This is a genomic window from Streptosporangium sp. NPDC049376 (assembly GCF_044466505.1).
Taxonomy (GTDB): Bacteria; Actinomycetota; Actinomycetes; order Streptosporangiales; family Streptosporangiaceae; genus Streptosporangium.
The window spans coordinates 154,912-168,459 of record NZ_JBITMT010000006.1; the positions used below are offsets into that span (position 1 = coordinate 154,912).

The following is a 13,548-nucleotide window of genomic DNA, read 5'->3' on the forward strand; positions in this document are numbered from 1 at the left end:
TTCTTTCCTCACGTGCCGCCCAGCAGCGGGCGGACCTCGCTCTCGAAAGTCTCGCACGACTGTCCAGGAAACGGACAATCCAGACGTGATCAGGGACCCACTTCCGCCCCGGGCTCCGACTGGGAAGACTGGGGAGGCATCTGCCCGGCGATCACGAAAGGACACCATGGCAGCGGGAGAACCGATCGGCCAGGACGGCTTGATCCCCCTCTTCGGGCACGCGCCCCAGGTCGGGGGGTAGCCGCGAATGCCGACGTCAAACCTCATCCGGCCGCGCACCGGTTACCGGGTCGAGCGCCTCACCCTGGACAACGGGCTGCGGGTCGTGCTCGCCCCCGAGCCGGACTGCCCCGTGACCGGGGTCGCCGTCGTGTACGGCGCCGGCATCCGGTCCGAGCCGCAGGGCCGTACCGGATTCGCCCACCTGTTCGAGCACCTCATGTTCCAGGGGTCGGAGAACCTGGAGAAACTCGCGCACTTCCGGCACATCCAGGGAGCCGGAGGCACCTTCAACGGCTCGACCCACCTGGACTACACCAGATACATCCAGACGGTTCCCGCCAACGCCCTCGAACGGGTGCTGTTCCTTGAGGCCGACCGCATGCGCGCGCCGCGGATCACTCCGGAGACCCTGCGCAACCAGGTGGACGTGGTCAAGGAGGAGATCCGGGTCAACGTCCTCAACCGTCCCTTCGGGGGTTTCCCGTGGCTGCGGCTCCCCCCGGTGATGTTCGACACCTTCCCCAACGCGCACGACGGCTACGGCTCCTTCACCGACCTCGACGCGGCCGGGGTCGACGAGGCCGAGGAGTTCTTCGACCGGTACTACGCCTGCGGGAACGCCGTGTTGTGCGTCACCGGTGGTTTCTCCGTGGAACAGGCCGAGGTGCTCGTCAGGCGGCACTTCGGCGACGTGCCCGCGCGCCCGGCGCCGCCCGCGCCCGTCCTGGCGGAGCCCGATCTCACCGCGGCCCGGCACCACTCCTACGTGGACGCGGCGGCGCCGACCCCCGCGGTCGCGGCGGCGTGGCGAGTGCCCGACCCGGTTTCCGACCTGGCGGGCTATCTGCCGTACGTGGTGCTGTCGGAGGTGCTCACCGACGGCGCCTCCTCGCGTCTGGTCTCCCGGCTCGTGCTCGGGGACCGTCTGGCCACCGGCGTCAGCGGCTACGTGGGTTTCATGGGCGACCCCTTCGACGTCCTCGACCCCACGGCGCTGCTGCTGCAGGCCAACCTGCCCGCGGGCGGGTCCGCCGGGCACGTGCTCGACGTCATCGGCGAGGAGACCGAGCGGCTGGCCACCGAGGGCCCGGCTCCCGAGGAACTGTCGCGCGTCCAGGCGCGGATGACCGCTCTGCTGCTGCGCGAGGGGGACACGATGATCGACCGGGCGACACGGCTGGCCGTGCTGGAGCTGCAACGAGGAAATCCGGCGCTGCTCAACGAGCTGCCCGCGCTGCTGTCCTCGGTGACGGCCGAGCAGGTCGGAGCGGCCGCGGCCAGGCTGGTCCCGGACCGGCGGGCCTCGGTCGAGGTCGTGGCGGGGAGGGGCCGATGAGCGCCCAGGCCGTACGGCCCCTGCCCGATCTGGAGCCCGCCGTTCCTCTGGTCCTGCCACCGCAGGCGGAGGCGGTGCTGCCCTCGGGGCTGACGGTGGTGGCGATCGCCCGCCGTACCACGCCGCTGGTCGAGGCGCGGCTGTGGGTGCCGATGGCGGAGGTGGACATCGCCGAGGGCGCCCTGCTGGCGCAGACGCTGTTCTCCGGTACGGGGACCCGCTCGGCCGCCGTGATCGCCGAGGAGACGCAGGCCATCGGTGGCAGTCTCGACTGTGGGGCGAGCCCCGACCGGTGGCTGGTCAGCGGAGACTGCCTGGCCTCCGGTCTCGACCGGCTGCTGGAGGTGCTCGCGGACGCGCTCTGCGACGCCCGGTACCCCGACCATGAGTTCTCCGTCGAACGGGACAGGCTCGCCGACCGGTTCCGGGTGACGCTGAGCCAGCCGCCCGCGCTGGCCAGGGCCGAACTGCTGAAGCGGGTCTACGGCACGCACCCGTACGCGGTGGAGACGCCCGATCCCGAGCGGGTCGGCGCGGTCGAGGCCGGGCGGGTACGCGCCCTGCACGAGCGGCGGATGCGTCCCGACGGCGCCGTCCTGGTGCTGGTCGGCGACCTGGACCCCGGCGAGGCGATCGAACTGGCCGGGCGCAGGCTCGGGGGGTGGGCCGGGAGCGGGCACAAGGTGACGATGCCGCCCGCACCGTCACCGGTGCCGGGGCCGCTGCTGCTGGTCGACCGGCCGGGCACGCTCCAGTCGTCGATACGGTTCGCGTTGCCCGCCCCCGGCCGTGACCACCCGGACAGCGCCGCCATGCAGCTGGCCAACCTGATCTTCGGTGGCTACTTCTCCTCCCGCTGGACGGAGAACATCCGCGAGGACAAGGGGTACTCCTACGGTCCCGCTTCGATCGTCGACCACTCGCTCGGCGGTTCCGCCGTCATACTCTCCGTCGACGTCTCCACCGAGGTGACGGCTCCCGCGCTGGTCGAGACCCTCTACGAGCTGGGCAGGATCGCCACGCTGCCGCCGGAGCCGGAGGAGGTCGAGCAGGCCCGGCGGTACGCCATCGGCACGTTGCAGGTCGCCACGGCCACCCAGGCGGGGCTGGCCAGGTTCGCCGGGACGCTGGCGGGGTTCGGCCTGCGGCTGGACCACCTGGCGCGGCGTGTCGAACGGCTCACCGCGGCCACGGTCGAGGACGTGCACCGCGTGGCCTCGACCTACATGGGACCGGGCCGGGCCACGGCGGTGCTGCTCGGCGACGCCGAGCGCGTCGAGCGGAGCCTCTCCTCGGTCATGCCCGTCGAGACCAGGTGACACATCCACGGTCCCGCAGCGCCCCGGGGCGGGACCGTGGATTCGACCGTGGATTCACCCGATGGTGGCCGTGTCGATCCGCCACCGGGCCGTGTACCAGCGGACGAGCTGGGGCAGCAGGAGCAGCGGCATCAGGGCGGCGGCCGTTCCTGCGGCGGCGCGCAGCCCGAACGCCGTGGCCAGCGCTCCCCCGGCGAAGGAGCCGACCAGGCCGCCGACCTGCAGGAAGGTGCCCGCCAGCACCATCACCTTGGCCACCTCACCGTCCTTGGCCGCGCTCTGGAGGGTTCCGTAGACCGTGGCGGCCATGACGGTGCCGCCGAGGCTGCCCGCGAGTTCAAACAGGACGACCGCGGCGGCTCCGGAGACGCCGGGGGCGGAGAAGGGCAGTGCGAGCAGCGAGCACATGGAGACGGCGGTGCCGAGCGCCAGCGTCCGTCCCGGGCCGTGCCGGCCGATGACCCTGCCCAGCAGGAGTCCCCCGCCGACGCCGCCGACCGCGCCCAGGCCGAGCAGCAGCCCGATCGGTGCCGGCCCCAGGCCGAGTTCCCGCACCAGGAACAGGACGAGGATCGGCTGCATGATCCCCTGGGCGACGCACAGGGTGGCCAGTGCCTGCACTCCGGAGCGGCGGCCCAGAGCGCGGGCCAGCCGTACGACCTCGCCGAGGGTGCCGCGTGATCTCTCCCTCGGGGCTCGCTCGGAGGGTGGCGGCGTCCTGACCCGGGTGAGCAGCGCCGCGGAGAGCAGGAACGACAACGCGTCGGCCAGGACGACCAGGGGGGCGGCGAGGACCGCCATCAGCATCCCGCCGGCCGCGGGGCCGCCGATGTCGGCGACGCTGCGGGTCGCGTTCGTCTTCCCGTTGGCGTCGACGAGGTGTTCCCTGGGCACGATCTGCACCAGGATCGGACTGGACAGCGCCGACTGCAGGCCGCGGACCAGTGAGGAGACCCCGACCAGGGCCAGCAGCGCCGGATAGTTCAGCGAGCCCAGCCACCACAGCAGCGGAATCGCCCCCACGACCAGCGCCTGGACGACGTTGCAGCCGATGAGCGGCGGCAACCGCCGGTGCAGCGTGTCGGCCCAGGCCGCGGCGGGAACCCCGGCGAGCATCGCGGGCGCGAGCTCCATCACCACCAGCCAGGTCATCTGCCCCGGCGTGGCCCCGATGGTCAGCACGGCGACCATCGGGATGGTGACCATGCTGACGGCGGTGCCGAACTGCGAGACCCCGATCGCCGACCAGTAGGCCTTGAACCCACGGTCAGGAAAGCCCTCGGCCACATTTCCCTCCGGACGCGTGGTGACGGTCGCCGCCAAGATCGTCCACACGATAACCGAGGAGGATCTGGATTTTTCCGCTTTTATGGAGATCTGTGGTCAGTCGTCCAGGCCGCGGGCGCTGAGGGCCTCGCCCAGGGTGTCGGCGTGCCGCAGGGCGCTCACCACCAGCGGTACGGCGAAGGCCCGCACGCTCCACTCGGTGCCCCTGGCGCGCTGCGCCTCCCTGACCCGGGTGGCCAGCCCGGCGACGACGGGCACGCTGCGCAGGGTGAGGGAGAGCAGCAGCGACAGGCGGAAGGGGTCGGCGCCGACGAACCTGACGGGGGCCAGCAGCCGTTCCAGGGTGGCCATCATGACCGCGGTACGCGTGGTGAGCGTGACCAGCCCGGCCAGCGCGACGGCGAGCAGGACACGAAGCACGGACGACAGCGCCCCCGCCCAGCCGTCCAGCAGGTACTGCATGGCGAACAGGACCACGGCGAACCAGCGGACCGGTCTGATCTGCGCCCAGGCCGCCGCGGCGCCGACCCCGGAGAGCGCGTACAGCAGCGCCACGGCGAACGCCGCCCCCGCCAGCGCCACGGGCGGGTGCAGCAGCAGGAGCGCGGTGCACGACAGGGCCAGGCCGAGGAGTTTGACCCCGGCGGGCAGACGGTGCAGGAACGAGTCCCCAGGGACGTAGGCGCCGGTGAGCGCGTTCACGCCATGAGCTTCCGGTAGTGGCCGATGGCCGCCTCCGGCTCGTCGTCGGCGACGATCCGTCCCTCGTCCAGCACCAGCACGCGGTCGAAACCCGCCAGCAGCGGCAGGTCGTGGGTGACCACCACGACCTGCTGCGGCAGCTCGCGCAGCAGGCCGGCGACCTGGCGGGAGTGGCGCAGGTCGAGCAGCGTCGTCGGCTCGTCCATGACCAGGACCTCCGGGTCGAGCACCATGACCGAGCACAGGGCGAGCAGTTGCTTCTGGCCTCCGGACAGATGGTGCGCGGGATGGTCGGCGTGATCGGCCAGGCCGTACCTGTCCAGGACCTCCCGCACCCGCAGGTCGATCTCCTGCCGTGTCAGCCCTCCACGCCTGAGGGAGAAGGCGACGTCCTCGGCGACCGTCGGCATGACGATCTGCGCGTCGGGGTCGCTGAACAGGAACCCGACCCGGCGCCTGATCCTGGCCGCGTCACGGCGGGTGTCGAGCCCGAAGACGGTGACGCCGCCCGAGGTCGGCAGGGCCAGGCCGTTGACCAGGCGGGCGAGGGTGCTCTTGCCCGAGCCGTTGGCCCCGACCACGCCGATCCTGCGTTCGGTCAGCGAGGCCGTGATGCCGCGCAGCACCTCACGCCGCCCGAACCGCACCCCGACGTCGTTCATCTCGATCATCTACACCACCTCGAACAACGCGGCGACGCCCAGGCCGCCGCCGACCGCGGCCGTGGCCAGTCCCAGTGTCCCGGCTGGGGCGCCCTGCCGTACGAGCCTGCTGAACAGTCTGGTGACCACCACGGCGCCGGTCGCGCCCCACGGGTGGCCGAGGGCGAGCGCGCCGCCGTCCGCGCAGACCCGCTCCGCGTCCGCGCCGAGGGGGTCGAGGCCGAGTTCGTCGGTCACCGCGAGCACCTGCGCCGCGAACGCCTCCACGATCTCCACCGCGACGACCTCCCCGAGGCCGGCCCCCGCGCGTTCGAGCACCCGCCGTACGGCGGGCACCGGTCCGAGTCCGGGAAGCGCGGGGTCGCAGCCGACGACGGCTCCGGCCCGCAGCCGCAGTCCCGCAAGCCCGAGCTCGGCCCGCAGCGACTCCGGCACGAGGGCGACGGCCGCCACCCCGTCGCTGACCGGAGAGGAGTTGCCCGCGGTCACCGTGCCACCGGGCACGAACGCGGCGGGCAGCCGGGCCAGCGACCGGGCGCGCAGCGGGCGCGGCCACTGGTCGTCGTCCCGGCCGCCGACCGTGACGATCTCCTGGGCGAACCGGCCCGCCTCCCGCGCGGCCAGCGCCTTGGCGTGGCTCAGCAGGGCGTAGGCGTCCTGACGTTCGCGGGTCACACCGCGCGCGGCGGCCAGCGCCTCGGCGGCGGGCCCCATCTCGGGGTCGTGCCACCCCGCGGGGACGAACGGCGCCCGCTCGTACGGAACGGCCGTTCCTCGGCGGATCCGCAGCGGAGCGGTCGAGGCGCTCTCCACCCCTCCGGCGACGACGAGGTCCGTCTCTCCCGCGGCGACCGCGTTCCCCGCGAGCAGGATCGCGGCCAGGCCGCTGCCGCACTGCCTGTCCACGGTGACGCCGGGGACGCCGTGGCCCAGCCCGGCGGCCAGCGCGCAGATCCGTGCGACGTTGCCGCCGGGGCCGGTGCAGTTGCCGAGCACGACGTCCTCGACGGGCGGGCCCAGGTGGGCGACGTCCCGGGCGACGGCGTCGATGACAGGGGCGGCGAGCGCCTCGACCGTCAGTTCCTTGAAGGCGTGGAAGGCGGTGCCGATGGGGCCGCGGCGGGCCGCGACGACGACCGGCCGTGAGGATGGGTCCCGTCTCATGTCAGGTGAGCCGCCTGATGTCCGGGTCGCCGTCGGCCAGGCGGGCGGCGAGCAGGCCGCGCGCCGGTTTGCCCGCCGGGGTTCGCGGCAGGCTGCGGACGGCGTACCAGCGCCTTGGCCGTTGCGCGGCGTCCAGGCCGCCGCGCGCCACCTCCTCAAGCGTGGCGCGTGAGGGTCGCCGGGGACCGTCCGTCTCCAGGATCGCGGTGACCACGGAGCCGAGCTCCGGGTGCGGTGAGCCGACGACCACGACGTCGTCGACCCCCGGTGCCCGTCGGAGGACCTCCTCGACGTCCTCCGGCACCACGGTCGCGCCGCCGGTCTGTATCGCGCCGCCGCCCCGGCCGCGCAGCCGCAGAACCTCCCCCGCCCGGTACGGCTCCGCCACGTCGCCGACCGTCGCCCAGCCGTCGCCGTCGATCCGCAGCGGGCCCGTCCCGGTCGTCAGGTATCCCTCGGCCAGCCAGGGCGAGCGCGCCCACACCTCACCGAGTTCCTGGCCCGGATCGGTCCTGACCTGGATCTCCACCTCGGGGAAGGGCCGCAGGCCGTGGCCGTCGGTGTCGGCGGCGACGAACGAGAGCTCGGTCGCGCCGTAGTAGGCGACCACGTCCACCCCGGCCCGCACCGCCAGGTCACGGACGCCCGCGCCCAGCGCCGCCCCGCCGACGACCGCGGTGCGCAGCTGCCCCCGTGCACCGCCGCTCTCCCGCAGCGCGTCGAGTACGGCGGGCAGCCGGTGCGGCACCACGTGGACCGCGGTCACGTCGCCCAGGTGGGCGGCCGGCCTCGCCGGCCAGCGGCCGGGGACGACGGCCGTGGCGCCGGTCGCCAGGGCGTGCACGGCCGCGAAGCCGTACAGGGAGGAGGTCAGGGGGCCGGGGACCAGCACGACGTCGCCTGGGCCGATCCCGGTGAGCGCGCTCAGGTGCGGGAACGAACCCGTCCACGACGCGCGGGTTCGTACCACGGCGCGTGGCCTGCCGGTGCTGCCCGAACTGAAGCAGGCCCACGCCCGGTCCTGCGGCGAGGCCCCGGAGTCCACCGGGACGGGGCCGGGGTCCGAGGGCAGCGGGGCCTCGACGCGGACGTGGGCCGGGACCGTCGCCATGATCCGCTCGCGCCGTTCCCGCTCCCAGGTGTGGTCGCAGACCAGCGGCGTGGCACCGGCCAGGTCCGCGGCGAGCACAGCGACGAGCAACTCGGCCGGGTCGGCCAGGCTGAGCGCCGTCAGCGCGCCCCGGCCGATCCCCCGGCTCCGCAGTGCCGCCGCGGCGGCCTCCGTCCGCCTCGCGAGCCCGGCGTAGCTCAGGTCGCCTCCTGGAGCGCGCAGCGCGATCCGGCGCGGGTGCTCCGAGGCGTGTCGCACCACCTGAAGGGCCACCGGCATGGGCGGGTCAACGCCTCCCCGCGGCCTTGAGCCGCTCGTGCCGCACGGCGGGGACGGCGTCGGGGTAGGCCCGCTGCGTCCCCCTGACCACCAGGGAGGCGAGCACCACCTTGATCAGGTCGCCGGGCAGGAAGGTGAGGCTGAGCAGCGCGGCCTGTCCCAGGGAGACGCCGGTGACGGCCGCCTGCACGGGAATGCCGAGGAGGTAGACCATCCCGACGCCGCCGAGGAGGCAGGCGATCAGCAGGCGGACGATGCCCGGGGTGCGCCCGCCGCGCTCGACGATCCAGCCGGTCAGCATCGCGCCGGGCAGCCAGCCGATCAGGAACCCGGCGGAGGGCGCGACGAAGACGCCGAGTCCGCCACGGCCGCCGGCCAGCAACGGCAGTCCCGTCGCGACGAGCGCCATGAGGACCGCTACGGCGAGCCCGGCCCGCCAGGTGCCCAGGATCGCTCCGGCGAGCATGACGCCGAACGTCTGCAGGGTGATGGGCACCGCGTTGCCGAAGACGTTCAGCGCCCCGGGCAGTCCGAGCACGGCGATCAGCGCGGCGAACACGCTGACCCTGGCCAGATCTCCGGTGGAGAAGCCTCGGCCCGACGAGGAGCCCGCCGAGGAGCCCGCCGTCCCTTCCTGCTGTGACACCGTCTTCCCTTCATCTGTCATGAGGTCGATCCCACACCAGGAGGTGCCGGGTCACGCATGGAGGAACCCCACAACATTCCACACGGCCGTCTGGGAGAACGGATACCGGTCCCCACCCGTACACCACCCATACTCGTACGAAGGAGGGTATACGGTCACTTTAGGTGCCCGAAAAGCGCCTTTCGGTGATCCTCAGGGGGTCGCCTGGCCGAGCGGTCCGAGGGCGGCGAGCGCGGCCTCGACGGCGGCGGCCTTGACCTCCTGCGCGGGGAGATCCGCGTGCTCGACCACACAGTCGGCCATGCCGCCCAGCGCCACGGTCGAGCGGATCCGGGCGGCGTCCGAGGGAGCGGGGCCGAGCAGGAGCACGGTCAGCTCCTTGCGCCAGCGCCACATCCGATCGACCATTTCCAGCTCGGCGAGCACGGTCGGCGCGTGCAGCACCATCGAGATCTCCTCGCGGTAGCGCCAGATGAGATCGAAGTAGTCTTCGAGCAGTAGCCGCCCCTCCCCCGGCTCACGCCCGATGACGAACGCCTCCAGGGTGTCCATGACGGGCTGCAGGATGCTCCTGACCAGCTCCTCCCGTGAGGAGAAGTGGTAGTAGAGAGCCGGTTTGGTGATGCCGAGCCGGTCGGAGATCTGCTTGAGGCTGGTGTTCTGCACACCCTGCTCACGAAAGAGCTCACGCGCCGTCGCCTGGATGCGGATCTTGGTGTCCGAGGGCCTCGCCATGAGCCAAGAGTATCGCTTACCTATCGTTCAGTAAGACTTGCGCCCCGCCGTCAACCGTGCTTACCTATCGTTAAGTAATTAACTTACCTCCCGTTAAGTAAGGAGACGGCGCATGCGGATCCTCATCTCCGGCGCCAGCGTCGCCGGGCCCGTCCTCGCCTACTGGCTCACCAGATACGGCTTCGCCGTCACCGTCGTCGAGCGGGCCCCCTCCCCCCGCAAGGCCGGCGGCCACGCGGTCGACCTGTTCCGCCCGGCCATGGACATCGTCGACAGGATGGGACTGGCCGGGGCCGTCCAGGCGAGGAAGACCGGCACCGAGTGGCTCTCCTTCCTGGCGGAGAACGGCGACCGCCCGCACACACTCGACGTCGGCAGGCTGATGCGCGTCGTGTCCGACCGGCACGCCGAGATCATGCGCGACGACCTGGGCGAGATCCTGTACGAGGCCACCCGGCACGACGTCGAGTACGTCTTCGACGACTCCATCGCCTCCCTGACCGAGGACGCCGACGGCGTCGAGGTCACCTTCGAACGGGGACCGGCCCGCAGGTTCGACCTGGTCATCGGCGCCGACGGGCTGCACTCCAACGTCCGGCGCCTGGTCTTCGGCCCCGAGTCGCGCTACACGGCCTGGATCGGGGCCTACCTGGCGGTCATGTCGATCCCCAACTATCTGGGGCTGCGCGACCGCATATCGGGCATCACCGGCGTCAACAGGATGGTCGGCGTGTACGGCGGCGCCCACCTGGACGACGCCCGCGCCGTCTTCCTGTTCCGCCCTCCGGCCGAACTCGACTATCACCACCGGGACGTCGCCCGGCAGAAGGAACTGCTGCGGGAGCAGTTCGCCGGGATGGGCTGGGAGGTCCCCCGCCTGCTGGGTGAGGAGCTCGACCGCGCCACGGCGTTCTACTTCGACTCGATCACCCAGCTGCGCATGGACACCTGGTCACGGGGGCGGGTGAGCCTGGCCGGGGACGCGGGCTACTGCCCGGGCCCCGCGGTCGGCGGCAGCACCAGTCTGGCCGTCGTCGGCGCCTACGTCCTGGCGGGCGAGCTGGCCGAGTCAGGCGGCGACCACACCCGCGCCTTCCCCGCCTACGAGCGGGAGATCGGCGACTACGTACGGCGCAGCCGCTCCTTCGCCGTCGGCGCGGCCAAGCGGCTCATCCCCACCAGCCCCGGGGCACTGCGGACCCTGACGTGGGGGATGTGGCTGATCAACCACATCCCCACCTCCGCCGCCCGCACCCTGACCGACATGGGCGCCAGGGGGCTGCGCCTGCACGACGAGGTCAGGACGAAGGACTATTCACGCGGCCTCACCCCCAGGACCGGCGTCACCGGCTGATCGCCCCGCCGGAGGACCCCCTCTCCCACCCGTGTGCGTGCTTCTTTCTCCTGCCTGGGCTCATGAAGCGGACCGTGACCAAGGACGCATGGGCGAGCTCTCCTCCCGGCCCGGACGCGCGGACCGGGGCTTCCGCCCTCCCCGGTTCAGGCGGACCAGTTCGGGTCGCGGCCGAACAAGCCGAGAAGGCGGTGCTGGAGCGGGGCGTCGTCGGGGACCTCGACCTCCGGCCCCAGGACGACGACCCCGGGGCCGAAGGCACCGGGGATGCGCATCTCATCGGGAATGTACTGAGCATGGGGCCACATCGCCTCGACCTCGGCCGGGTCGATCGTGTCGTCCTGCCCGGTGGCCCGGGACAGATCCCAGCCGTGCAGCACCATGTCGGCGCTGGCGACCTGGTCGATGTGCTGCTCGACGGACATGTTGCCGGTCGGGGTGTCCACCTTCCTCTCTGCGGTGGCCGGGTCGTCGAGCAGGGCCTCCACGTCGGCGCGGGCCGCGGTGAAGGCGGCGAGCGGGTCCTGCGCGACGGACGGCGCGGGGCTCAGCGACCGGCCCAGGGGCCTGAGCATCACGGCGTGCATGTCGATGATGTGACCGACGACGTCTCTCGCGGTCCACTCCTCACAGGGGGACGGGTCGGACCAGCGGCCGGGCTCCACAGCGGCGATCTTGGCCGCGAAGATGTCGGCACGGGTTCGATAGCGGGTGGCGATGTCACTCATGGGGTTCCCCGTTCTCGTCGGCGTCGCCAGGGACGCTACCGCGGGGCTCAGACAATATCCGGGGCCGATCTCCAGCCCCGGTGTTCGAGCCTGCGTCCGGTTCCGTCGTCTCGCAGATGGTGCCCGGCGACCCGGCAGGCACCACCGGGTCAGGCGAGGTCCAGCCGGACGATCGCACCGCCGTCCGGGGCGTTGGCGAAGCTGAGGTGCGCCCCGAGGACACGGGCCTGTCCCGCGGCGATGGTCAGCCCGAGGCCGACGCCGTCCTCACGGGCGGCCGACCCGGTGCCGAAGCGCTGTGGGCCGTGCTCGCGGAGCATGACGAGCATCGGTTCGGGGAAACCGGGACCGTGATCCCTGACCGTCACGCTGAACCCGGTGACGTTGACCCGAACGGGCGGGGCTCCGTGTCTTGCCGCGTTGGTGACGAGGTTGGCGAGGATCCGCTCGACCCGTCGCGGGTCGGTCTCCACCTCGGCCTCACCTGCGACGACCACCTCGACGCCCGGCACCCCCGAGGCCACGACCGCCCGCCTGGCCAGCGCCCCCGAGGAGCGGACCTCCCTGACCGGCGTCTCGGCGGAGGCGTCGAGCCGGGCCACCTCCAGGATGTCCTCGACCAGGCGGCGCAGCGTCGCGGCGCTGTCTCTGACCAGTTCCGCGGGGCGCCCCGACGGTAACAGCCCCGCCGCCGTGACCAGTCCCGCGACGGGGGTGCGCAGCTCGTGGGCGATGTCGGCGGTGACCCGCCGCTCCGCTTCGAGCCTGGCCCGCAACGCGTCGGCCATCTGGTCGAGCGCCGCCCCGACGGCTGCGATCTCGTCCCGGCCCCGCGCCTCGACCCGGGCGGACAGGTCCCCCTCGGCGATGTGGGCGGCCGTTCTCGCCACCGCGCGGATCCTGCTGCTGAGCCCGCCCGCGACCACCAGCCCCACACCGGAGGCGAACAGCGCCGCCGCCAGGCCGGAACCGAGGAGGATGCGGTCGAGCCGGGCAAGCTCCGCGTTCTCCGCCTCGTAGGAGCGGCGCAGCGAGAGCGTCTGCCCGTCGGCCCTGGTCGCCGCCCAGAGAGTGGTGCCGTCCTGCAGGTAGGTGGCGCGTGTCCCCTCGCCGAGGGCCGCGGCCAGCGGCGCGGGAACGTCTCCGGCCGCCAGCGGGGTGTCCTGCCCCTCCTGGTGACGGATCAGGGTGCTCGTCAGCTCGGCGTCCAGGCCGCGCCGCGCGGAGTCGAGTGTGACGACGGCCGTACGTGTGTGGACCAGAAGACTCAAGACCGTGGCGACGAGCACCGACATTCCCACGATGACCAGGCTGAGCTTCGCGCGCAGACCCATGCGTCATCTCCGCAGTTTGTAGCCGAAACCGCGCACGGTCTCGATGCGGTCGTTACCGATCTTGGCTCTGAGCCGTTGCACGTGGACGTCGACGACCCTGGTGTCCCCGTCCCAGGCGTAGTCCCAGACCCGGTTGAGCAGAGTGTCCCTCGACAGCACGACCCCCGGTTCCGCGGCGAACTCCAGCAGGAGCTTCAGCTCGGTCGGCGTCAGCGCCACCCGCTCGCCGCGCAGCCGTACCTCCATGGACTCGACGTCGATCGCGAGGTCGCCGAAGGCGAGTGGCGCGTTCGCCTGCCCGGGCATGGCGACACGGCGGAGCACGGCGCGGATTCTGGCGTGAAGCACGGCGGCGTCGAACGGCTTGGTGACGTAGTCGTCGGCCCCTGCCTCCAGGGCGTTGATCACGTCGATCGCGTCGGACCTGGCAGAGATCATGATGATCGGGGTCTCGCCGCCCTCCCTGATCCGCCTGGCCAGGCTGACCCCGTCCAGGTGCGGAAGCATGACGTCCAGCAGCGCGACATCCGGTGGGCGGGCGCGGAACTCGGCCAGGCCGCCCAGTCCGTCGGACGCCGTCCGCACCCGCATGCCGTACAGCTCCAGGGCCATGCCAGTGGCCTCGCGGATCACCGGGTCATCCTCGACCAGGAGCACGTCGATCATGTC

Annotated in this window: 13 protein-coding genes; 3 read left to right on the forward strand and 10 right to left on the reverse strand. The window is 72.5% G+C overall.

What is annotated here, in order from left to right:
- The first annotated feature begins 247 nt into the window (after positions 1-247).
- Both ACIBVQ_RS18770 and ACIBVQ_RS18775 read left to right on the forward strand, forming a co-directional pair.
- Positions 248-1,558, forward strand: coding sequence for a pitrilysin family protein (locus ACIBVQ_RS18770; protein WP_362916891.1), 1,311 nt, complete (start codon positions 248-250; stop codon positions 1,556-1,558).
- Entirely contained in the window at positions 1,555-2,877 is a 1,323-nt protein-coding gene (locus ACIBVQ_RS18775; protein ID WP_399178778.1) for a M16 family metallopeptidase, read from the forward strand. Before ACIBVQ_RS18770 ends, ACIBVQ_RS18775 begins: the two co-directional genes overlap by 4 nt.
- A 54-nt stretch (positions 2,878-2,931) precedes the next feature.
- On the opposite strand, the gene ACIBVQ_RS18780 is transcribed toward ACIBVQ_RS18775, so the two are convergent.
- The 7 genes from ACIBVQ_RS18780 to ACIBVQ_RS18810 all read right to left on the reverse strand — a co-directional run bounded on the left by ACIBVQ_RS18780 (position 2,932) and on the right by ACIBVQ_RS18810 (position 9,463).
- Entirely contained in the window at positions 2,932-4,212 is a 1,281-nt protein-coding gene (locus ACIBVQ_RS18780; RefSeq protein WP_399178780.1) for an MFS transporter, read from the reverse strand.
- A gap of 48 nt (positions 4,213-4,260) precedes the next feature.
- Positions 4,261-4,866 (reverse strand): energy-coupling factor transporter transmembrane component T family protein, encoded by a 606-nt coding sequence (locus ACIBVQ_RS18785; protein ID WP_399178782.1) that lies wholly within the window; start codon positions 4,864-4,866, stop codon positions 4,261-4,263.
- Complete coding sequence (locus ACIBVQ_RS18790) at positions 4,863-5,537, reverse strand: ABC transporter ATP-binding protein (protein WP_362781306.1); 675 nt, start codon at positions 5,535-5,537, stop codon at positions 4,863-4,865. The genes ACIBVQ_RS18785 and ACIBVQ_RS18790 overlap by 4 nt, the downstream gene beginning before the upstream one ends.
- Complete coding sequence (locus ACIBVQ_RS18795; protein WP_399178785.1) at positions 5,538-6,692, reverse strand: thiolase family protein; 1,155 nt, start codon at positions 6,690-6,692, stop codon at positions 5,538-5,540.
- Between the two features lies 1 nt (position 6,693).
- A complete protein-coding gene (locus ACIBVQ_RS18800; protein ID WP_399178787.1) occupies positions 6,694-8,082 on the reverse strand; it encodes a class I adenylate-forming enzyme family protein in 1,389 nt (462 codons plus the stop codon).
- A gap of 7 nt (positions 8,083-8,089) precedes the next feature.
- Entirely contained in the window at positions 8,090-8,728 is a 639-nt protein-coding gene (locus ACIBVQ_RS18805) for a biotin transporter BioY (protein WP_399178789.1), read from the reverse strand.
- A 192-nt stretch (positions 8,729-8,920) separates the two neighbouring features.
- Positions 8,921-9,463 (reverse strand): TetR/AcrR family transcriptional regulator, encoded by a 543-nt coding sequence (locus ACIBVQ_RS18810; RefSeq protein WP_352012579.1) that lies wholly within the window; start codon positions 9,461-9,463, stop codon positions 8,921-8,923.
- 112 nt (positions 9,464-9,575) lie between these two features.
- Here ACIBVQ_RS18810 and ACIBVQ_RS18815 point away from each other — a divergent pair, with 112 nt between their 5' ends.
- Positions 9,576-10,817, forward strand: a complete 1,242-nt coding sequence (locus tag ACIBVQ_RS18815; protein ID WP_399178791.1) for an FAD-dependent monooxygenase — start codon at positions 9,576-9,578, stop codon at positions 10,815-10,817.
- Positions 10,818-10,963: 146 nt separating this feature from the next.
- Here the strand turns inward: ACIBVQ_RS18815 and ACIBVQ_RS18820 are convergent, their stop codons facing one another.
- The 3 genes from ACIBVQ_RS18820 to cseB form a co-directional block, all read right to left on the reverse strand.
- The gene (locus ACIBVQ_RS18820) at positions 10,964-11,545 is read right to left on the reverse strand and encodes a TIGR03086 family metal-binding protein (protein WP_399178793.1); all 582 of its coding nucleotides are present in this window, start codon (positions 11,543-11,545) and stop codon (positions 10,964-10,966) included.
- A gap of 149 nt (positions 11,546-11,694) precedes the next feature.
- Positions 11,695-12,879, reverse strand: a complete 1,185-nt coding sequence (locus tag ACIBVQ_RS18825) for a HAMP domain-containing sensor histidine kinase (RefSeq protein WP_352012582.1) — start codon at positions 12,877-12,879, stop codon at positions 11,695-11,697.
- Positions 12,880-12,882: 3 nt separating this feature from the next.
- Positions 12,883-13,545, reverse strand: a complete 663-nt coding sequence (cseB, locus tag ACIBVQ_RS18830) for a two-component system response regulator CseB (protein ID WP_352012583.1) — start codon at positions 13,543-13,545, stop codon at positions 12,883-12,885.
- Positions 13,546-13,548: the final 3 nt, after the last annotated feature.